General features: G+C 68.1%; 14 protein-coding genes. 10 read left to right on the top strand and 4 right to left on the bottom strand.

Features of this window, described 5'->3' with window-relative positions:
• Positions 1-433: 433 nt before the first annotated feature.
• Complete coding sequence (argS, locus tag GobsT_RS27730) at positions 434-2,257, bottom strand: arginine--tRNA ligase (protein WP_109570833.1); 1,824 nt, start codon at positions 2,255-2,257, stop codon at positions 434-436.
• Between the two features lie 177 nt (positions 2,258-2,434).
• Entirely contained in the window at positions 2,435-2,854 is a 420-nt protein-coding gene (rsfS, locus tag GobsT_RS27725; protein ID WP_010050729.1) for a ribosome silencing factor, read from the bottom strand.
• Between the two features lie 435 nt (positions 2,855-3,289).
• Here rsfS and GobsT_RS27720 point away from each other — a divergent pair, with 435 nt between their 5' ends.
• The 3 genes from GobsT_RS27720 (at position 3,290) to GobsT_RS27710 (ending at position 8,968) form a co-directional block, all read left to right on the top strand.
• On the top strand, positions 3,290-4,300 hold the full coding sequence (locus GobsT_RS27720; RefSeq protein ID WP_029601310.1) for a phosphoglycerate dehydrogenase: 1,011 nt from the start codon (positions 3,290-3,292) through the stop codon (positions 4,298-4,300).
• Positions 4,301-4,374: 74 nt separating this feature from the next.
• The gene (locus GobsT_RS27715) at positions 4,375-5,301 is read left to right on the top strand and encodes an ABC transporter ATP-binding protein (RefSeq protein WP_010050733.1); all 927 of its coding nucleotides are present in this window, start codon (positions 4,375-4,377) and stop codon (positions 5,299-5,301) included.
• Between the two features lie 817 nt (positions 5,302-6,118).
• Entirely contained in the window at positions 6,119-8,968 is a 2,850-nt protein-coding gene (locus GobsT_RS27710; RefSeq protein ID WP_109570834.1) for an ABC transporter permease, read from the top strand.
• Between the two features lie 80 nt (positions 8,969-9,048).
• Here the strand turns inward: GobsT_RS27710 and GobsT_RS27705 are convergent, their stop codons facing one another.
• Together GobsT_RS27705 and GobsT_RS27700 are read right to left on the bottom strand one after the other, a co-directional pair.
• Positions 9,049-10,680, bottom strand: coding sequence for a hypothetical protein (locus GobsT_RS27705; RefSeq protein WP_010048185.1), 1,632 nt, complete (start codon positions 10,678-10,680; stop codon positions 9,049-9,051).
• A 78-nt stretch (positions 10,681-10,758) separates the two neighbouring features.
• Positions 10,759-11,529, bottom strand: a complete 771-nt coding sequence (locus GobsT_RS27700) for a glycosyltransferase family 2 protein (RefSeq protein WP_010048186.1) — start codon at positions 11,527-11,529, stop codon at positions 10,759-10,761.
• A gap of 153 nt (positions 11,530-11,682) precedes the next feature.
• Between GobsT_RS27700 and GobsT_RS27695 the strand changes: the two genes are divergently transcribed.
• The 7 genes from GobsT_RS27695 to GobsT_RS40015 all read left to right on the top strand — a co-directional run bounded on the left by GobsT_RS27695 (position 11,683) and on the right by GobsT_RS40015 (position 19,962).
• Positions 11,683-12,954 carry a sulfotransferase family protein gene (locus GobsT_RS27695; protein ID WP_010048187.1) on the top strand — a complete coding sequence of 424 codons (1,272 nt, stop codon included), beginning with the start codon at positions 11,683-11,685 and terminating at the stop codon, positions 12,952-12,954.
• 52 nt (positions 12,955-13,006) lie between these two features.
• Entirely contained in the window at positions 13,007-13,948 is a 942-nt protein-coding gene (locus GobsT_RS27690; RefSeq protein ID WP_010048188.1) for an NAD-dependent epimerase/dehydratase family protein, read from the top strand.
• A gap of 14 nt (positions 13,949-13,962) precedes the next feature.
• On the top strand, positions 13,963-14,934 hold the full coding sequence (locus tag GobsT_RS27685; RefSeq protein WP_010048189.1) for a glycosyltransferase family 2 protein: 972 nt from the start codon (positions 13,963-13,965) through the stop codon (positions 14,932-14,934).
• Between the two features lie 119 nt (positions 14,935-15,053).
• The gene (locus GobsT_RS27680; protein WP_109570835.1) at positions 15,054-15,992 is read left to right on the top strand and encodes a glycosyltransferase family 2 protein; all 939 of its coding nucleotides are present in this window, start codon (positions 15,054-15,056) and stop codon (positions 15,990-15,992) included.
• A gap of 225 nt (positions 15,993-16,217) precedes the next feature.
• Positions 16,218-17,426, top strand: a complete 1,209-nt coding sequence (locus GobsT_RS27675) for a glycosyltransferase (RefSeq protein WP_148087894.1) — start codon at positions 16,218-16,220, stop codon at positions 17,424-17,426.
• An 8-nt stretch (positions 17,427-17,434) separates the two neighbouring features.
• Positions 17,435-18,580: a UDP-galactopyranose mutase gene (gene glf / locus GobsT_RS40020; RefSeq protein WP_010047620.1), complete on the top strand. Its 1,146-nt coding sequence runs from the start codon at positions 17,435-17,437 to the stop codon at positions 18,578-18,580.
• A 449-nt stretch (positions 18,581-19,029) separates the two neighbouring features.
• Complete coding sequence (locus tag GobsT_RS40015; RefSeq protein ID WP_232068495.1) at positions 19,030-19,962, top strand: glycosyltransferase family 2 protein; 933 nt, start codon at positions 19,030-19,032, stop codon at positions 19,960-19,962.
• The last annotated feature ends 145 nt before the right edge of the window (positions 19,963-20,107 follow it).

Here is a 20,107-nt window from a genome sequence, read left to right as displayed (position 1 = left end):
TCGTAACGTCGCAAAGTCGAAGGTCGTAAACTCAGCCGAAGTCATTATAGACGTTACGACCTTCGACTTTACGACTTTGGACCCGGTTCACATCTGCTCGACGATACCGCACGGGCCGGTTCGTGTCTTTGTGGCACGCACATTCCTGTGCTTCTGGCGGCTCATACACGTACCCGGTAATACGGCCGCTGGTCTAACGAGCCGCGACCGCCAGGGAGCGGTGCCACGTACCCCGCTCCCTGGCGGTCGCGGCTCGTCAAGAAAAGCGACACCACAGATGGGTTCATGTATCAGCCACCCTGTGAGTCTTGGTTTTGTGGCACAGACATTCTTGTCTGTGCTGGTTCGCGTATCGGAGCAGCACAGACAGGAATGTCTGTGCCACAAAACCAAGGCTCACAGGTGGGACCGCACAATGCCTCACCCGAACGTTCTACATCCGTTCCACGACGCGGATACCGAGCAATTCGAGTGCTTGCTTGATGACCCGGCTCACCAGATCGACCAGCAGTAGCCGACTGGCTTTCAGCTCCGGCGTATCCGCTTTGAGTACCGAGCAGCCTTCGTAGAACACGCTCGTCGCCTTCGCCAAATCCCACAGGTACGCGGTAATCAGGTGCGGCGCATAGTCTGCTGCCGCTGCTTCGACCGCCTCCGGCAAGCGGAGCAAGTGGAGAGCGAGCGCCCGCTCTGCGGCGTGTGGTAACGTCACCGCGGGCGGTGCGGTGCGGAACACGCCCTCGTCAACGCCCCCTTCACGGAAGATGCTACGGCAGCGTGCGTATGCGTACTGCATGTACGCGGCCGTGTTGCCAACCGTCGCAGTCATCTTGTCGAGGTCAAATACGTAGTCCGTCGTGCGGTTCTGGCTCAGGTCGGCGTACTTCACCGCACCGACACCAACGACCTCCGCAATTTCTTGCTTTTCAGAGGCCTCCGCTTCATAGATCTTGTGCCCGAACGAGCGACGCTCCGCGGTATTCGCTTCGTACTTCTGGAGGCTCAGCGCGGCGGCTTCATTAAGCAACTCCATGAGTTCCAACGCGCCACCCTTACGGGTGCCGAATATCTTGCGATCCGCGCCGAGCATGGAACCGAACTGTACGTGCTGGAACTCGATACCATCGACCCCCCAGCGCTTCGCTTGAGCGAACACCGTCTTGAAGTGCAGCGCCTGCGGGGCGCCCACCACGTAAAGCATGGCGTCCGGCTTCCACGTTTCGGCGCGGTACTTGATCGTGGCGAGGTCGGTGGTGGTGTACGTGAAGGCTCCGTCGCGCTTGCGGATGATCGCCGGTGGCTCCTCTTTCTTTTGCTCCTCGGGCGTTTGGGGAACGATGCCTTTCGCGTTCGGGATTACGATCGCGCCTTTACTCTCGACCGCGATGCCTTTTGCGAGCATGTCCGCGACCACACCCGCAAGCATGGGGTTGTAGAAGCTCTCGCCGAGCGCGTGATCGATCTTCACATCAAGGCGCTCGTAGATCGGGCGTAACATCTCCATGCACGCCGGCATGAAGCTCTTCCAGAGCGCGACGTTTTCGGGGTCGTTGGCGTGGAGCTTGGACGTTTCCGCGCGGCACGCCGCCATCACCGGGTTGTCCGCGCCGCCCTCTTCGTCCTCGCCTTCGGCCAGAGCCGCTTGCTTGCGCACGAAGATGTACAGGCGCAGCAGTTCGCGCACCGGGTCGGCGGCGAACGCCGCGTCGTCGCGGTGGTTCTTGTACCCGTACAGCAGGATGCCGAACTGCGTGCCCCAGTCACCGAGGTGGTTGTCCCCGATGACGGTGTGGCCCAGGAACCGCAGGATGCGCACCAGCGCGTCGCCGATGATCGTGCTGCGCAGGTGGCCGACGTGCAGCGGCTTCGCCACGTTCGGGCCGCTCAGGTCGATCACGAACGTCTTCGACTTCGCGGCCGGCGAAACCCCGAGCTTCGGGTCGGTCGCGATTTCCTGTAGGGCTCTGGCGAGGAACTCGGGCTTCAGGCGCAGGTTGATGAACCCCGGCCCCGCGACCGTGGGCGGTTCCAGCAGGTCGTTGGCCGGCAGCGCGGCGACGAGGGCCTTTGCGACCTCCGGCGGCTTCTGGCCCAGTTGCTTGCCCAGCGCCATCGCGCAGTTCGCCTGGTAGTCGCCGTTGTCGGCGTTGGCGGCGGGCTTGATCGCGCCGAGCAGGTCCGGCACCTTCGCGCGGTCCGGCGCGAGTCCCGTGAGGGCCGGCTCGAACAGCGAACGAAGTTGGGTGAGCAGGTTCATGAGGGTGCGTGGTGCCGAACGCGAGACGGTCGGTGGTTTTCGTTTCGCGCTCCGAACCTCGCGTTTCGCGTTCGGAAAAGCGACTGTCGGCCGAACGCCGACGCCCCGATAGAGGCGCGACGCGGCCGACAGGTTCGTTATAGGGACGCTCACAGGAAGTTCCTGCGGGCGGTCACGTTACTCTTCGCGCTCCCAGTCCACCTTCACGGCGTCGGCCCACAGCTCTTCGAGCTTGTAGTAGTCGCGCGTGTCGGTGTCGAACACGTGAACCATCACGTCGCCGTAGTCTTGCACGATCCACTTGCTGGCCTCGTACCCCTCGATCCCGAGCCGGGTGTCGCCCTCGGCCCGCAGCGCGGCGTCGGTCTCTTCGGCCACCGCGTGGATCTGGCGGCGGCTGGTGCCGGTGCTGATGACGAAGTAATCAAAGAGGGGGGTACTGGACCGCATGTCCAGAACGACGATGTCGCGCCCCTTGTTGTCGGCGGCGGTTCGCGCGGCAACACAGGCCCGGTGCAGGGCGCTGCTCAGGGGCTTCGCGGTCGGGGTGGGCACCGTGTCCACCGGGCTCAACGTGCTCAACGTGGCGGTGTTCAAGTGGCCTCCTTCAGGGCATGGTGACGGCCTCCGAAGGGTCGGTTCTCCGCGTGCCAACGGGTGTGAGGTGCACCGTTGTCGTGGCCCTTCCTCCGGGGGATGTTTCGGGTTCGTGCCATGCCGGCTGATATCGGGTGCGGAACTCCCGCACCTCTTGTGTGTAATATTCAGCCGGTTTAAGTCATGGGTCAAGCAAGATGGCCTCGATTCCCCGAATGCGGCGCGTCAGGCGCGCCCCAGCCCGTATTTTCGTTCCCTAACCCGAACGCCCGGAACCCGGTCGCTCGCGCGGCCTGCGAATCCGCCCGCGGCCCGCTTGGCGGTCCTGACACCGGTTCCTAAGGGCGGGTTCGTCATCTTAGATGATTCACGACCGGACACGATTCCGTATTCTGATCGCAAACCTTCTGAGACTTCTCCCGGGTCAGCCCCATCATGAGTCGCCGCGTTCTGGTCGCCCCGGCCCCGCTCCGCGAGATCGAGTTCACCTACGGCCCCATTCTACGCGGAGCGGGCTATGCTATTGAGTATCCCCCTCGCGACCACGTATTCACCGAACAGCAAATGAGCGTGCCGGAGTTGCTGGCGCAACTGCCGGGGTGCGTCGCGTCGCTCGCCGGCAGCGAGCCCTACACCCGCGAGGTCATCGCGAAGGCCGCCGAGGCGGGCCTCAAGGTGATCGCGCGGGCGGGCGTGGGGTACGACGCCGTTGACCTGCAGGCCGCGACGGACCACGGGGTCGCGGTGTGCTACGCGCCGGGCACGAACCAGGAGGCGGTGGCCGAACACGTCTTCCTGCTGATGCTCGCGCTGGCGCGCAAGCTCCGCGAGCAGGACACCGAGATCCGCGCCGGGCTGTGGCCGCGCCGGGCGGTGGGGAACCTGCGTGGCAAGACACTTGGTGTGATCGGGCTGGGGCGCATCGGGAAGGCCGTGGCCCGGCGGGCGATCCCGTTCGACCTGAAGGTGATTGCCACCGAGATCGCCCCCGACCACGCCTTCGCGGCGGCGCACAACGTCACGTTCGTCCCGCTGGAGCAACTGCTGCGCGAGTCGGATGTCGTTACGCTGCACGTGCCCAAGACGCCGCTGACGAAGAACATCATCAACAAGGACACGCTCGCGCTGATGAAGCCGTCGGCGTTCCTGCTGAACACCGCCCGCGGGGGCATCGTTCACGAGAAGGACCTGCACGACGCGCTGGTGGCGAAGACGATCGCCGGGGCGGGGCTCGACGTGTACGAGGTCGAGCCGCCGAAGACGAACCCGCTGTTCGGCCTCGACAGCGTCGTCCTGACCGCCCACACGGCGGGCGTGGACCAGCAGTCGCGCCAGGACATGGCCCGCGTGCCCGCCCAGGCGATCGTGAAGCTGCTCGCCGGGGAGTGGCCCGAGGAGTGGGTTGTCAACGCGCAGGTCAAAGAGAAGTTCTTCGCCCGGTTGTAGTGGCGTGCCGTTGGACGGCGCGGGCGCCGCGCCACGGGACCGGACCCTTCCGCACGACCGGGACAGCGCTGCCAATGTCCGAAGACGTGATTCAGATCGACCGCCTCGTGGTGCGGTATCGGGGGAAGCCCGCCCTTCAGGGGCTGAACCTGCGGGTGCCGCGCGGGTCCGTGTACGCCTTCCTGGGCGACAACGGGGCCGGCAAAACCACCACGATGAAGATCCTCACCGGCCAGGTGCCGCCGGACGCCGGGACGGCCACCATCCTGGGGCTCGACTGCTGGTCGAAGGCGACGGACCTGCGGCACCGGGTCGGGTACATGCCGGAGCGGCCGCGGTTCTACGACTGGATGACGGTCGCGGACATCGGCTGGTTCACCGCCTCGTTCCACCGGCCGGGGTTTCTGGGGCGGTTCCAGACGGCCGCGGAGCGCCTGGGGCTGGACACGTCCAAGCGCCTGAAGGACCTCTCGAAGGGCGGGTACGCGCGGGTCGGGCTGGCGCTGGCGCTGGCGCCCGAGCCCGAGGTGCTGCTGCTCGACGAGCCCACGTCCGGCCTCGACCTGCTGACGCGGCGCGAGTTCCTGGCGAGCCTGGGCGAGCTGGCGGCGGCGGGCCGCACGGTGTTCGTCACCAGCCACTCGATCGCGGAACTGGAGCGGGCCTGCACGCACGTCGGGCTGCTCCGCGACGGCCAGATGATCATGTCCACCACGCTCGAACAGGTGCGCAAGCAGGTGCGCCGGCTGAGCCTGCGGTTCACCGGTTCGCCGCCGGACCCGACCGGCCTCGGGACGCTGCTCGAGCGCTCGGCCACCGGGCGGTTCTGGCAGGTGCTGGTGCGCGACCCCGATCCCGATGCCGTGGCGGCGCTGCGGAACCGGCCGGACGTGACCGACTTCGAGGACCAGCCGGTGGGGCTGGAAGAGCTGTACGCCGCGCTCATGTCGAAGGCCCCGGAGGCCGGCGCGGTGCCGATGGTTCGGAAGGTGGGGGAGTGATGGGTAGAGTGGGGCGAGCATTCGGCCGCTGATACACAACCCTACTGTGGATGTCTGTTCCGACGAGCCGCGACCGCCAGGGAGCGGTTCCACGTATCCCGCTCCCTGGCGGTCGCGGCTCGTCAAACGTGCAGCGCGACTACGACCGCCCGCTTGGTCGGCGTTGATTCCCGTCGCCTGTGTGGTGCCTTGAGTGTGGTCCGCTCGCTCCGCGAGCGGTCGCGAGGCCGCTGTTGAAGCGATCGGTTTTGTTGGCCGCTACGGAACCCGCTCGCGGAGCGAGCGGCCCACACTCAACATCGGAACACGGACCGCTGCCATCTGTTATTAGTGGTGGTTGACTCGCGCGGTGCTGAAAGGGGCTGAAGAGGGCCGAGAGGGCGCCGCCGGAGCCGATGGGGCGCGGACTGGACATTCGCTGCCGTTTGACTGCCGATTCGCTACCCGCTCGCTGGGTGGCAGCTACCCGCGAATCACGTGTTCCAATCACGGGACGCCATCCCGGTAGTTGCCCCGGTCGCGTTCGCCTGACGGGTTGCAAGGTGTTGCGAGAATTAATCTTGTGTCCGATTGGCTCGTGCCGGCAGTACCGCGTGTGGTGACGGAATTTGGCACCGAGGCGTTCCGTTTGGCACTCGCGTGGCGGGCACGGACTTCCGGAAGCTCCGCGCGGGGGAATTAGGGTGGGGAAATACCCGATGTGCCGACGATCCGGCCGACCGCACCTCCGTGAGCGGGGAAGCCCGTTCCCGCTCCGGTCGGATTCCTTGACCCGCACCGGTGCCCGACCGCTGCCGTCCGAAAGCGAGGACGTCCGATGATCCGAGCTGTGATGTGGAAGGAGTTCCGGGAGCAGTGGCTCATCGGGGCCACGCTGGTGGTACTCGGGGGCGGGTTGCTGGCGGCGGCGGCGGTACTCGGCGAGCCGCCCAAGGCCGGCGCCGGACCGCTGGACGTGGTCGGGCTGCTCGGGCTGGGGCGCGTCGCCACCCTCATGCTCGTGGTCACCGCGGGGATGGTGTGCGGGGGCGCGCTGTTCGCCGCCGAGCGCGAGGCCGGGACCATCACCTTTTTGGAAGTGCTCCCGGGCTCCCGGGCGCGGCTGTGGCGCGCCAAGGTGGTCGCCGGGGTCGTACTCGCGCTCGTCCAAACGGTTCTGCTGCTTGCCATCGCGGCGGCCCTCGGGCTGGCGCCGCCGGGGTTCGCCGCGCGGCTCGTGGTGTACGGGCTGCTGGCGTTCGTCTGGGGCACGTTCGGCTCGACGCTCGCGCGCACCACGTTGGGCTCGGTCGGGTTCGCGGTGCCGGCGGCGGTGCTGGCCACGTTCGTCTACCTGATACCGATCAGCCTCGCGTTCGCGCCGCCGGGGGGCGGGCCGCCGCGCCCGGCCGGGTGGCTGGTGTTCGAGGCGCTCATGATCGCGACCCCGCTGGTCCTCTCGGCCCGCTGGTTCACGGCCCCGGACCGGGCGCGGCGGGCCGGAAGCGCGCGCGGGGCGCCCGGGTTCCGCGCGCTGCTGTGGCTCGGCTGGCGCCAGACGCGGCTGCTCGCCGCGGTGCTGTCCGCGTTCGCGCTCGCGTTCGGGTGCGCGCTGCTGGTCCCGGAGGCGCAACCGCTGTTCGTGTGGCCCGGCCTGGCGCTGGCCGCCGGGGCGCTCGCGGGGGTGACCGCGTTCGGCGACGAACAGGTCCACCGGACGGGCGGGTTCTGGGCCGAGGGCCGGCTCCCGGTCGGCCGCGCGTGGGCGGTGAAGGTGGGGCTGCACCTCGCCCTGGTCGCGTGGCTCCTGGCGCTCCTGCTGGCGCCGTCGGTGGTGCGGGCCGTGGCCGAGGGCCAGATGCGGTTCGGGTACGGCCGCGGGCTCGTCGCCGTGGCGCTGCGCGACCGGTTGTTCGACGAACTGGGGCCGCAGTCGTGGAAGTACCTGCTGGTGCCGGCGGTGTACGGGTTCGCGGCGGGGCACGTGTGCGGCCTGGTGTTCCGCAAGCTGGTGGTCGCGTGCGGGGTCGCGGTGGTGGTCGGCGGGTGCCTGGCGGCACTCTGGGGGCCGTCGCTGCTGGCCGGCGGGGTGCGGCACTGGCAGGTGTGGCTCCCGGCGCTCGCGCTGGTCGCGACGGGGCGGCTCGTCGTCCGCCCGTGGACCACGGACCGGCTCCTGGGGCGCGGGCCGCTGGTGCGGCTCGGGGCCGGGACCGGGGCGGCGCTGGCGGCGCTGGTCGCCGGGATCGGGTTCCGGGTGCTGGAGGTGCCGGACCGCCCCGACAGTGAGGACGACCTGGCCTACGTGGCCGCGCTACCGACCTACGACGAGAACGTGGCGGGCCGCGAGTTCCGGTCCGCCGTGGAGCGGTACTCGCGGGCGGTTCAGTACGCCGACACGGGACCCGAGGGGGCTGCCCTGGTGCGCCTGCGGCCCCGCCCCGCGGAGCGGTTAGAAGCGGCGGTGCGGTCGGGCTGGGCCGGGGGCGACCCCGAGTTCACGGCCTGGCTGGACCGGGTGTTCGCGGAGCCCCAACTGCCGGCCGGGGACCGCCCCTGGCACGCGATCGCGGAAGACGCGGCGACGAAGCCGGTCGGGCAGTTCGAGTCGCCCCGGCTGGTGAGCACCACGGCGGCGACCGCCGGGATGCTGGACGGCGCGCGGCGGATGGCGGTGGCGCTGCTGGCGTGGGGGCTGCAGGAACAGGCCGGCGGCACACCGGAGGCGTTCTGGAAGCGGTTCGTCACGGTGGTGGCGCTGGCCCGGAACATGCAAAACGGGGGCGGCGTGCTGCCGCTGACCGCCGGCCAGGACGTCGAGCGGCTGGCACTCGCGGCGGCCGAGCGGTGGCTGGAGCGGTACCCCGGCTGGGCGGACCGGCAAGCGGCGGCGGGCGGCGCGCGGGGGCCGGCCCCGGTACTCCGGGCGGCGATCCTGACCGTCACCGCCGGCGACGCGTCCCCGCTGCTGGACATGCGCCCGCACCACCTCGCCGATCGGTTCGTGCTGCGCGAGCAGATGCGCGCGCCGGTGCAGTGGCTGACGCCCGGACTCACCCCGCCCGGCGGCAACCCGGACCAGGTGGCGGCGGAGGCCGACCTGGTCGGGTTCGCGTGGGCGGTTCCGTGGGAGCGCGAGCGCACCCGGCGGCTCCTCAGCCTCGGGTTCGAGCCCCAGCCGAACGGCCTGTTCGGGGCGAGCCCGGCGCTGCTGGTCGGCCGCCCGGGGGCGCAACTGTTGTTGGTGAGAAACCGGTCGGGCGGGGACCAGACCGAAACGGACCGGGTCCTGCGGGCGACGCGCCGCGCCCTGATCCTGAAGCTCGCGGTCCGCGCGCACATGGATGAGAAGGGACTCGTCCCCGCGGCGCTCGCCGACCTGACGGCCGGGCCAACCCCGTACCTGCGGGCCTTGCCCGACGACCCGTATGCGGACGGGCGGCCGTTCGGGTACCGGGTGTCGAGGGGCGAGGTCTTGCGCGGCCCCCCGCGCAGCACGGGGCCGGGTTCCGGTCCCGGGCCGGGCCGCGGCCCGAGTGAGCAGTCGCTCGAAATCCGGTCCGGCCAAGTGCTGTTGTGGAGCGTCGGCACCGACGGCACCGATCAGGGCGGGACCGTGATCCCGGGCGGGCCGCGGTCCGAGGACATGGTGTTCCTGGTGCCGATGTTCGTTTCCGAGCCGCGGTGACGAGCCGCCACTCGAAGAACTGGCGGCTCGGACGGCAGCGTGCGTGCGCTGACCCCCGGGACGGGGTTTCTCGCGGTTCCCTAACGGGCCGCCTGTGCGGGGGCCGGTTGCGGAACGGCTTTCCCTTCGCGAATGGCGATCCGGTACCGGGGCTGCGGTGCGGACATCCACTCCGCGAACACCAGCCGCGTGATGCGCTCGCCGTGGACCACCGGCACCGGGTCCGACGACGGGTAATCGATCTCGAAGCTGAACCCGGGTTCGTCCTCATGCGCGTCCACGAACTTCTGCACCGCCCGCAGCGCGCGCGTCCACTCGCGCTCTTCCCGGGCCACCATCGTGTTGGCCTGCCAGACCTGTTCGGCCCCCAGAGCGGCCAGCGCCACCAACCCGGCGGCGAGCCCCTTCCGGACGTTGACGGCCCACGCCCCGGTCGCGTGCCACGCGGCCGACGCGGCCAGCAGCGCGAACAGAAGTGCGAAGTACGTGTAGTACGAGTTGCCGCTCAGAATCCACGAGTGCGGCCGCATGTTCATCCGCCCGAGCACGTTCATCGCCGCGTAGACGGCGTACAGCGCCACCGGCAGTGCGCAGATGAGCCGGGCCCGCGACTGCCCCACCCGCCACAGCCCCGCCGCGCCCAGCACCGTACCCGCGAGCAGGGTGGCGTAAGACACCGCGAGCGTCGGCGTGAGAACCCGCAGCCGCGACCCGGTCCACACGGTTTCGAGCACCTGCAACCGCTGCCCGCCGTAGAAGGTCTGGACCAGCGACGGGAAGAACGGCTGCACCGCCGTGAACACACCGTACCGGGCCGAGTGGGTGAGCGTCGCGGGCGTGGCCGCCTCTTTCACGATCGCGGCGTGCAGGTTCTCGGGCTGGTACTGCCCCTGGTGAACGTTCTGGTCGATGTGGTTCGCGAGCTGGTAGCCTATGAGGACGGCCGCGAACGCGGCGAACGTGCCGAACGCCTGGGGCTTCCCGACGCGCGGCGCCGCTTCGGCCGCGAGCACCAGGCCGGCGAGCACCGCGTAGACCTGCCCCAGCTCGTAGGTGAACGCGGACAGCGCGGCCAGCACCCACGCCCCGTACAGCGGCCACTGTACGTCCTTGCCGGCGCGCCCGCGTGCCGCGTAGCGCAGCACGCAACTGATCGAACCGAGCAGGAACAGCAGGAACAGCAGGTAGCCGTGGAGGTGGCCCCAGATGACCAGCTCTTGCACGCACGGGTTGAGCGCGAAGAACGCGACCGTTCCGTACATGAGCCAGTCGGACCCGCTCGTGCCGACTTCTTTCTTCGACTCGGGCGGGCGCACGAGCCCGGCCGTCTGGCGCAGGACCACGAGGAGCAGGACGCAGATGGCGCCGTGGAACCCCACGCCGAGCGCCTGGACGTAGTCGAAGTGGCCGCCCAGCGCCGCCTTTTCGGCCGCGAGCAGTGCGAACAGCACCGGGCGGAACAGGTCGGTGTCGCCCGGGGCCACCAGGCGGGTGCGGTTGTACGAGTAGGTGTGCCGGAACGTGTCGCGGAACGTGTGGTCGTTGACCGTGTCGGCGAGGTAGCACCACTGGTCCGCGCGGGGCGGGTGCCTGAGCGACGGCCCGTAGGCCACCGTCACGAACGCGAACAGCACCGCGAGGAACGCGAGGTCGCGGAACGCCTTCGGTCCGAACGTGTTACACACCCACTCCGCGAACCGCTCCTGGCTCATCTGCCCCGCTCCTTGTTTCGGGCTGTTGGGTCGGGCTGTTCGATCGCTGGCGCTAACGGCGCTGCGCCCGGGGCACCGTCAGCGCCAGCAGAAGACGTCGCGCACGAACTGGAAGTAGTACGCCGCCCCCCACTTCAGGACCTGGAGCTTGCGCTCGCCACCCAAACGCGGCGGCTCGTCGCCCGGGATCTCCGCCACCTTCAGCCCGCGCCGGGCCGCTCGTGCCGAGAGCAGCGGCTCCCAACTGATCCGCGTCCGGAACAGCCACTCGGGGGTGCGGTACCAGCGGTCCTGGTCCAGTTCCAGCTCGCGGACGATTCGCGTCCGGTACGCGCGGTAAATGACCATCGCGTCGGTGTACCGGCCGCCGTGCAGGAGGTTCACGGTGCGCGTGAACAGCCAGTTCCCGAACGCGGTGATGAGGTCGTCGTCGGCGCTTTTCGCGGGCGGTTTGTACCGCGACGCGATGACCATGTCGTACCCCTCGTCGATCTTCGCGATCAGCTCGGGGAGCAGCTCGGGGACGCTGTTGCCGTCCGGGCTGAAGGTGACGATCACGTCCCCGCGCACCTTCGGGAGCACCTCCCGGTAGGCGTGGCGGATGCCGGGCTCGCTCTGGACGTGGACCTCGTAGCCGTTCTCGCGCGCCCACTCGGCCGTGCCGTCGGTCGAGCCGCCGTCCAGGACGATCACCTGATCGACCCACGCCGCCCGGATGCGCGGCATGATCGCCTTCATGCCGACGATCTCGTTGAGCGTCGGCACGACGAGGGTGACCGAGCACGCGCGCCGGACCGCAGGCGCGGTCGGGGCGGCGGTCGGGCGCGGGAGCAGTTCGGTGGTCGCCATCGGTTCGGACCTCGCCCGCATCCGGGGTGCGTTAAGGGCGGCGGTTTATAGGTGCCGCGCGGGGGCGGGTCAACGGCAACCGCCGGGGCGATCTTGTCAGGCGTGCGGGCTGTGGTGTAACGTCCGCGTGCCCGCACCAGGGGACTTACCGGTATGCCGACCGATCCGCACCACCTGTTCCGCTACCGCCGGCCGGATTTCCTGGTGATCTCGCCGCCCAAGACCGGGTCCACGTGGCTTGCGGACAATTTGCGCCGTCACCCCGACCTTTTCGTGCCGGAAGTCAAGGAGGTGAAGTACTTCAGCTCGCTGTACAAGCGCCTCGATTTCGGCTGGTACTGCGACCATTTCGTCCATGCCGGTTCGCGCCGGGCCGGGGAGGCGTCACCGTCCTACGCGGCGCTTCCGCTGGCCCGCATTCGGCAGATCCGGGAACTGCTGCCTCACGTGCGGCTGGTGTTCCTGATGCGGGAGCCGGTGGCCCGGGCGTGGTCCCACGCCAAACACAACCACCGGTACTGCGAGGCCAACTTCGCCGCGAGCGGTCCCGGGTCGGCGACCGACGAGCAGTGGCGGACGAATTTCTCGCACGACTGGCCGCTGGTCGGGGGCGATTACTTGGGGCAGCTCCGACGGTGGTCTGCGGTGTTCCCTCGCGAGCAGATGTTCGTTGGGTTCTACGAGTCGATCGCGTCTCGCCCGGCGGACCTGCTGCGCGCCGTGCTCGCGTTCCTTGGAGCTGACCCGAACGTCGACCTGTCCGGATTTCCTGTCGCCGATCGCATTCTGGAAGGGCCGCCTGGCGTCCTGCCGGACCGGCTCGCGCCCACACTGCGCGGGCTGCTCCGTGCCCGCACGCTCGAACTGGAGGCGCTCCTGCGGGACCGGTTCGAACTGGACGTTCCGCCCGAGTGGCGGGCGGCGCTTACGGCTCCAGCTGACTTGCCGGCCGAGCCGCCCGCCGCGTTCAGCCTCGGCGCGGGAGACGCATACCTCGCCGGCGTGCTCGCCCAGGAGGAAGTGTTCGCGACCGGGTGCCGCTTTGTGCTCACCGATTACCGTGGCCACGACGTGGTGTTCTGCCGCGGCGGGTTGTACGCCGTCGCGCAGCCCGCCGATCCGCGCGCGCTGCTTGATGACGTGGCCCGAGAGAGACTGATCGCCGCCGGCGCGTGCCTCACCGCCCCGACGCTAGCGGAGCTTAAGGAGCGGATCACCGATCGGGTTCTGTCGGATGCGGCCCGACACCGGGGAACGCTGGAGCACGCGTTGGCAGGCGCCCGCGCGGATATAGCCCGCCTCGGCACACAGGTGGCGGAGCTGAACGCGCTCGCGGCGGAACTGGCGGCGGTCGCGCGCCGTCCCTCACTCGCCCGCCGCGTACTGCATCGCGTTCGCCGGGCCGCTCCGGTGAAGTGGGCTTGAATCGCGCGATTTCCTGCGCCTAAACTCTCCCACCCTCCAGGAGAACTCACGGATGAGCGAGCGCGTTTTGGTCACCGGCGGGCTCGGTTACCTCGGCAGCGTGCTGTGCGAGCACCTCCTGAGCGCCGGGTACGCGGTCACCGCACTTGACAACCTCACCTACGGGGCCGGGCAGGGGCTGTTCCACCTGTGCGCGAACCCCGCGTTCGATTTCGTCAAGGGCGACGTGCGCGACGAGGCCACGATGCGGGCCGCGCTGAAGGACGCGGACCACGTCGTTCACCTCGCGGGGATCGTCGGGGCGTCCGCGTGTGACCGCGACCCGGCGCTGACGAAGTCGGTCAACTTCGAGTCGGTGCGGCTCCTGAACAAGCTCCGCAGCCCGAACCAACTGGTGGTGTTCCCGAACACGAACAGCGGCTACGGCGCCACCACCGGCGCGACGCTGTGCACCGAAGACACGCCCCTGGAGCCGATCTCGCTGTACGGCCGCACCAAGTGCGACGCCGAGCGACTGCTGCTCGACAGCCCGAACGCGGTCACGTTCCGGCTCGCCACGGTGTTCGGGATGTCACCCCGGATGCGGCTCGACCTGCTCGTGAACCACTTCGTGTACGCGGCCGTGAAGGACGGGTACATCGTGCTGTTCGAGAAGGACTTCAAGCGGAACTTCGTCCACGTGCGCGACGTCGCCGACGCGTTCATTCACGCGATCCGGAACGGCGCGGCGATGTCGAACCGGCCGTACAACCTGGGCCTGGACTCCGCGAACCTGTCGAAGGAGCAACTCGCGTTCGCGGTGAAGAAGCAGGTGCCGAAGTTCTACATCCACTTCGCCGCGATCGGGGAGGACCCGGACAAGCGGAACTACATCGTCTCCAGTGCCCGGCTCAAGTCCGCGGGGTTCGAGGCGCAGCGCTCGCTCGAGGCCGGCATCGGCGAACTGATCAAAGGCTACCGGATGCTGTCGAAAGGTCCGTTCCAGAACGCCTGAATGGAGCCGCGACAATGAGCGAGCGAACGTCCCGGAAGCGGCGCCGCGGGGGCAACCCCTACGCTGGGCTGATTCACCTGCTGAACCAGCGCTACCACGCCGAGTGGCAGCGCGCGGAGTTGCTCCAGAACGAGCTGACCGGGCGCGAGAACTCGAAGGTCGCGCGGGCGGCGGAGTTCGTCCGGCGGTTCGTGCGCCGGTTCGTACCGCACCCGGCCGTTGTGCCGAAGGTCGTTACCGAACTGGCCGTTCCGTACACGGGGGGGGCACGCGCGGTCCCGGACGCAACGGTCAGCATCATCATCCCGTTCCGCGACCGCCCGGAACTGCTCCGCAACTGCCTGCGGAGCCTGCGGCGCAGCACCTACAAGAAGACCGAGGTGGTGCTGGTCGACAACGGGAGCGAGGACCCGCGTACCGCTCGGTTGCTCGCGGGCATCAGCGCGCAGCGGAACATCAAACTGGTCCGCTGCGACGAGCCGTTCAACTTCTCGCGGCTGTGTAACCTCGGCGTGCGAAAGGCGACCGGCGATCACCTGGTGTTTCTGAACAACGACACTGAAGTCATCACGCGCCGCTGGCTCGAACGGATGCTGGTTCTCGCGGCGGACCCGGCGGTCGGCGCGGTGGGCGCGACACTACTGTACCCGGACCGGACCATTCAGCACGCAGGGCTGTTCCCGCGGAGCGACGGGGCCTGGGTCCATCCGTACCGCGGTGAGCCGGCAGAGGCAGTGGGTGAGAACGGTGAGCTGCGTGTGATGCGGATCGTTCCCGCGGTGACCGCGGCGTGCCTGCTCGTGCGCCGGGACGTGTTCGAGTCGGCGAACGGGTTCGATGAGGACCTGCAAGACTCGCTCAACGACGCCGACCTGTGCCGGCGCCTGGGCGCGGCCGGGCGGGTAACCGTCATCACTCCGCACGCAAAGTTGTTCCACTACGAAGGCCTGAGCCGCGCGTTCAACGTCGACCCGCTGATGGCCTGAGCGAGAAGGGCCGTTGACGAGATAAACGGGATTTATAGGACGCTGAGTTAGGCGATTTTGACGGGATTCTGTCGATCCCGTCAAAATCGCCTGCGGCTGTTTCATCACGAGCACGCGACATGCGACGGTGCCTTTCGTTGATCGTTCCGACGCGCGGACGGCCCGCGAAGTTGCGCCGCATGCTCGACAGCGTGGCGGCGACCGCCTATCACCCCGAGCGGCTCGAAGTCGTTCTTGTGATCGACGCGGACGATCCCGCCAGTGCGGTAACCCACCCGCGGTTGAAGGTGCGGCACGTGGTCGTTCCGCCAGGCCGCACGATGGGCGCGCTCAATAGCGCCGGCTACGAAGCTTCGACCGGCGATTACGTCATGCTGCTGAACGACGACGTGACCGCCCGCACGCCGGGCTGGGACGCTCTCGTTTTTGGCTGCCTGCGGCGGTTCCCGGACCCGTTCGCGCTGGTTCACGTCAACGACACCCTGATGCGCGACAACCTGTGCGTGTTCCCCCTGGTGTCGCGTGCGTTTTGCGAACTGGCCGGGGGCATCTGTCCGCCCTGTTATCACCGCTACCGGATCGACGATCACATTGAGGACGCGTTCAATCTGCTCGCGGTGCTGGGCGAGCGGCGCATCGTGTACCTGCCGGACGTGATCTTCGAGCACGACAACGCGGTGCAGCACCCGGAAGCCGGGGTGGTGTACATGTCCGATCCCGCGGTTCTCGCTCTCGACGCGCCGCTGTTCGACGCACTCCTTCCAGAGCGAAAAGAGCTCGCCCTGCGGCTGCGGGCGGTGATCGAGGGCTGGACAAATTCGACCGCGGAGGGCGAGTGGCGGGCGACGCTCGCCGCGGTCGGGCATTCGTTCGACGTTCGCACGCCGGGGCGGCAAATCGTGATACGCCGACCGTGGTGGCGCCCGGTTCGGGAGAGCCTGGCGGCGCTGACGAGGCTGATCAACTGTGCCCGACGCAAGAACGCGAGCGGGTTCGTGCGGGCCGTCCGGAACCGCCTCGCGCGGCCCGCGTTGACACCCGGTTCGCGGATGGAGTAGGCTCTCACCTCCCCAAGAGTACGGACCCTCAACGTGAGCGCTACCGGTACTGCCGAAATCGCTGGCCCGCGCGGAGAACCGACTGGCGCCGCGGAGCCGTTTCCGGTCGAGTTTCTCGGCTGGCTACCGGTGTTCAAGCGGTTCGGGAATTGTGGCGTACACCCGCAGTTCGCTCATACGCACGCTCCACCCGAAGGGTACGCCTTTCGGAATTCCGCTCCCGGTGTGAATGACGATACGCCACCCGGTCTCTCGGCCCGCATCGGCCGCGCTCTTGTCGCACTCGGGCTATCCATGTGGGTGCTGGCCGAAACCGCCCGCAAGCACGGCTTGCTTCGCACGCTCGCGACCCTCTTCGTGTTCGCGCGCTTCGTGCTGTCGCTGGTCCGCAAAACGGGGCGGGTGCTGCCGTCGGTGCGGTTCGCGCACTCGCGCAACTTCCAGTCGCAGGTGATGACCCCGCGCGCCGCGCTCGCGTTCCTCACGAGTGTGCCGTACACTTACGGTCAGAACCCGTGGGTGATCGAGATCGAAGACCCCTCCACGCTGTTCTTCCCGTTCGTGCAGAACGGCCACACCGCGGCGCTTGATGTGCGGTCGCTCCCGTGCTTTGGCGCGGTGAAGGCGCTCCTCGAAGCCGAGTCCTGCCGCGGCATCGTGACGCACATGCGCTCGACCGCGGAACTGCTCCCGGTCCTGTTCGGCAGCGAGACGATTGCCCGCAAGGTGACCTACGCGTCCCTCGGCGCCGCGCTGCCGGAACGGCCGCAGGCGCACGCCGACGAGGGTGAGGACGCGCCGATCAACCTGCTGTTCACAAACTCGTGGCACCAGTTGAGTGCAGGGTTTTTCTATCGCGGTGGTATCGACGTTCTGGAAGCGTTCGACGTGCTGCGTCGCCGGTACCCGCAACTGCGGCTCACGGTCCGCTCCGCGCTCCCGAAACTCGACGAGCGCCACTACCGCATGGTGGAATCGGGGTGGGTGCGGGTGATCGACCGATTCATGCCCGCGGACGAACTCGCGCGGCTGCAAACCGAGTCGCACATCTTTTTGCTGCCGGCCGCCCGCATTCACATCGTTTCGGTGCTGCAAGCGATGTCATACGGGCAGGCGGTCGTTGTGTCGGACGGCTGGGGCATGTCCGAGTACGTGGAGCACGGGGTGACGGGGCTGGTCGTTCCGGGGCGCGCCGGGAAGGTGTCGTGGGCCGACTCCGAATGTGGCGTGTTGCGCGAGGACTACCGCCCGCTGTTCGCCCCGGACCAGCGGGTGATCGACGGCCTGATCGAATCGGTTTCGCTGCTCGTGGAGCATCGGGCGGTGCGCCGGCGGCTCGGCGCCGCGGCGCGCGAGGCCGTCGCCACGCGGTTCACGCCGGAGCGCTGGAACGCCGGCCTTAAAACGGCCTTTGACAAGGCTCGACGACGTTGAGGTGTGGAATGCTCGACGACGTTGATCTGCTCGTGTGCGGGGCCGGGCCGGTCGGGTGCGTGGTCGCCGAGCGCGCCGCTAGCGTACTCGGGTGGAAGGTGCTCGTCATCGACCGGCGGCCTCACATCGCCGGTAACTGCCACGACTCGCCCGCGACGAACGGCGTTCTGGTCCACAACTACGGCCCGCACTACTTCCGCACCGACGACGAGAACCTGCTGCGGTACCTGTCGCGGTTCGCCGAGTTCGCGCCGGCGAAGTACGAAGTGCGGTCGCTGGTGGGCGACCAACTGTACCCGTTCCCGATCAACCTCGGCACCCTCGAACAGTTTTTCGGCCGGAAGCTCGATGCGGACTCCGCTGAGCAACTCCTCGCGGAGCGCCGTGTGCCGATCGCCGACCCCACGAACTCGGAAGAGTACGTGCTCAGCCGAGTGGGGCGCGAGCTGTACGAAGCGTTTTACCTCCACTACACGCGGAAACAGTGGGGCGTCCACCCGCGCGACCTCGACCCGCAGGTGTGCGGTCGGGTGCCGGTGCGCCTGAACCGGGATGGGCGGTACGTGGGGCACAAGTTCCAGGTGATGCCGGCCGGCGGGTTCACGAAGTTGTTCGCGCGGATGCTGAAGCACCCGAAGATTCGCACGCTTCTGAACTGCGATTTCAGCGAGGTGCGCCATCTGATCCATCCGCGCCGGGCAACGGTCTATTGCGGGCCGGTGGACGCCTACTTCGATAACAGGCTCGGGAAACTGCCGTACCGGTCGTTGAAGTTTGAGTTCGTGCCGCACGCGGTCGCCTGGCGCCAGCCGTGCGTGCAGATCAACTACCCCAACGACTTCACCTACACGCGCTCCGTCGAGATCAAACACGTGACCGGGCAGTGCCACGCCGAGACGGTCGTGAGCTACGAAACGCCGTGCGCCGAAGGAGAGCCGTTCTACCCGGTGCCGCAACGTGCAAGTGCGGAACTGTACGCCCGCTATCGTGCTCTTGCCGAGGCGGAAACGGCGAGCAACCGTGTGTACTTTTGCGGCCGGCTGGCGCAGTACCGATATTTCAACACCGACGAAGTGATTCAGGAGGCGCTCGCGTGCTTTCAGACGATCCGCCGGAGCGCCGGAGCGCCTGCCTCGTTGTCCCCGGCTGCTTGATCCGTCAACACCCCGCTCAGCGCGAACTGACCCGGGCGGGTTGGGACGTGGACGTTTTCGCAGCCGATACGGTGGGGGATCTTCCGCGAGACGCGCAGGTCCGTGAGCATCACGGAAACGGCCCGGCCGAACTCTCGGACCGGGTTCGGTATTGGCTCGAAGCCCGGCACCGTGAGCGGCAGTACGGGCTGATCGCGTTCGTGGGTCAGGGAGGTCTGGGTTTTCGATCGGTGCAGGCGAAGCGGGCCGGACTAGCGTTCGGAGATGTGCCGATCGCCGTGATCCTTGACGGCAACAGCCAGCGGGATCGGGAGGCCGGTCAGCGGTGGCCGTCAGGCTTTGTCGATGTGGAAACGGATTACATTGAACGGTACCAGTTCGAGAACGCCGACGAGCAACATACCCCGGATGCCGAGCTGGTCGAGTTCGTAAAGCGGAATCACTGGGCGATGCGCAATGGTGCGAAGAACACCTCGCCGTTGCCCGCCCCCAATTCAGGAACGTCACAAGAGGCCGCGCCGCTTGTGACGCTCGCCATCGCTCATTACAACTTGGGCGCATATTTCCCCGATACGCTCGCGACGTTGGCCGCTCAGACCTACCCGAACCTCGAGGTCATCGCGATCGACGACGGCTCTACGGATGCCGCATCGATTGAAACGTTTGAGGCGATGCGGACAAAGTACCCGCGGTTTACTTTCCTGCGCCAGCCGAATGCGGGCATCGGTGTGACCCGTAACCGGTGCCTGGAACTCGCCCGGGGCGAGTTCTTTATTCCCGTGGACGCGGACAACCTCGCGACGCCCGAGATGGTGGCGACGTTCGTGCGCGCCATGCAGCGGAACCCCGAACTTGCTGCGATGTCGTCCTACTTCCTGGCGTTCGACGTGCCGGCGCCGGGCTTCGTTCCCGAACAGTTTCTGTACGCCCTTCGACCAACAGGCGGGCCGCACGCGCTCGCCAGCATTCGCAACGTGTACGGCGATGCGAACGCCATTTTCCGCACGCCTGCGCTTCGTGCCGTTGATGGGTACGAGACCGACCGCGGCACCTCATGCGAGGACTGGGAAGCGTTCGTGAAACTGGTCCACGCCGGTCACCGGCTCGGTGTGGTGCCCGCGCACCTGTTCTACTACCGGCACCGGCCGGGAGGCTTCTCGCGCAGCACGAATTGGTTCGCAAACCACCAGCGGGTGCTGCGCCAGTTCGCTCACGCAGGCAATCTGCCGCCGGCGGATGCGCTCGCGGCCTGGACGACACTACTCGGGTTCTATCAAGAACTGGAGCGACGAAAGCAGGCGGTACCGCCGCGACGGCATCGTGCGGCTGATTGGTTGCGCTCGTTGCTGCGGAAGCCGTTCGAGTGGCTGAAGCGGTCGTGAGGAGGACACAGGGCTCCCGCCCTGTGCTACATCCGGCGACCCCTCCGGGGTGCAAAAACAACCGACACGCCGTTGTGCCTGTATTCCGCCCCGGAGGGGCCGGCGGGCTTAGCACAGGGCGGGAGCCCTGTGCTGCGGGGGCGGA

The sequence above is a fragment of the Gemmata obscuriglobus genome, from assembly GCF_008065095.1.
Taxonomy (GTDB): Bacteria; Planctomycetota; Planctomycetia; order Gemmatales; family Gemmataceae; genus Gemmata; species Gemmata obscuriglobus.
Note: the sequence above shows the minus strand (reverse complement) of the source record. Positions and strands in the feature narration are given on the sequence as shown.

What these genes read in the sequence shown, in the direction of transcription:
- argS (WP_109570833.1), bottom strand. Translation starts at nt 2,257, where the DNA reads ATGAACCTGCTCACCCAACTTCGTTCGCTGTTCGAGCCGGCCCTCACG.
- GobsT_RS27720 (WP_029601310.1), top strand. Translation starts at nt 3,290, where the DNA reads ATGAGTCGCCGCGTTCTGGTCGCCCCGGCCCCGCTCCGCGAGATCGAG.
- GobsT_RS27715 (WP_010050733.1), top strand. Translation starts at nt 4,375, where the DNA reads ATGTCCGAAGACGTGATTCAGATCGACCGCCTCGTGGTGCGGTATCGG.
- GobsT_RS27710 (WP_109570834.1), top strand. Translation starts at nt 6,119, where the DNA reads ATGATCCGAGCTGTGATGTGGAAGGAGTTCCGGGAGCAGTGGCTCATC.
- GobsT_RS27705 (WP_010048185.1), bottom strand. Translation starts at nt 10,680, where the DNA reads ATGAGCCAGGAGCGGTTCGCGGAGTGGGTGTGTAACACGTTCGGACCG.
- GobsT_RS27700 (WP_010048186.1), bottom strand. Translation starts at nt 11,529, where the DNA reads ATGGCGACCACCGAACTGCTCCCGCGCCCGACCGCCGCCCCGACCGCG.
- GobsT_RS27695 (WP_010048187.1), top strand. Translation starts at nt 11,683, where the DNA reads ATGCCGACCGATCCGCACCACCTGTTCCGCTACCGCCGGCCGGATTTC.
- GobsT_RS27690 (WP_010048188.1), top strand. Translation starts at nt 13,007, where the DNA reads ATGAGCGAGCGCGTTTTGGTCACCGGCGGGCTCGGTTACCTCGGCAGC.
- GobsT_RS27685 (WP_010048189.1), top strand. Translation starts at nt 13,963, where the DNA reads ATGAGCGAGCGAACGTCCCGGAAGCGGCGCCGCGGGGGCAACCCCTAC.
- GobsT_RS27680 (WP_109570835.1), top strand. Translation starts at nt 15,054, where the DNA reads ATGCGACGGTGCCTTTCGTTGATCGTTCCGACGCGCGGACGGCCCGCG.
- glf (WP_010047620.1), top strand. Translation starts at nt 17,435, where the DNA reads ATGCTCGACGACGTTGATCTGCTCGTGTGCGGGGCCGGGCCGGTCGGG.
- GobsT_RS40015 (WP_232068495.1), top strand. Translation starts at nt 19,030, where the DNA reads ATGCGCAATGGTGCGAAGAACACCTCGCCGTTGCCCGCCCCCAATTCA.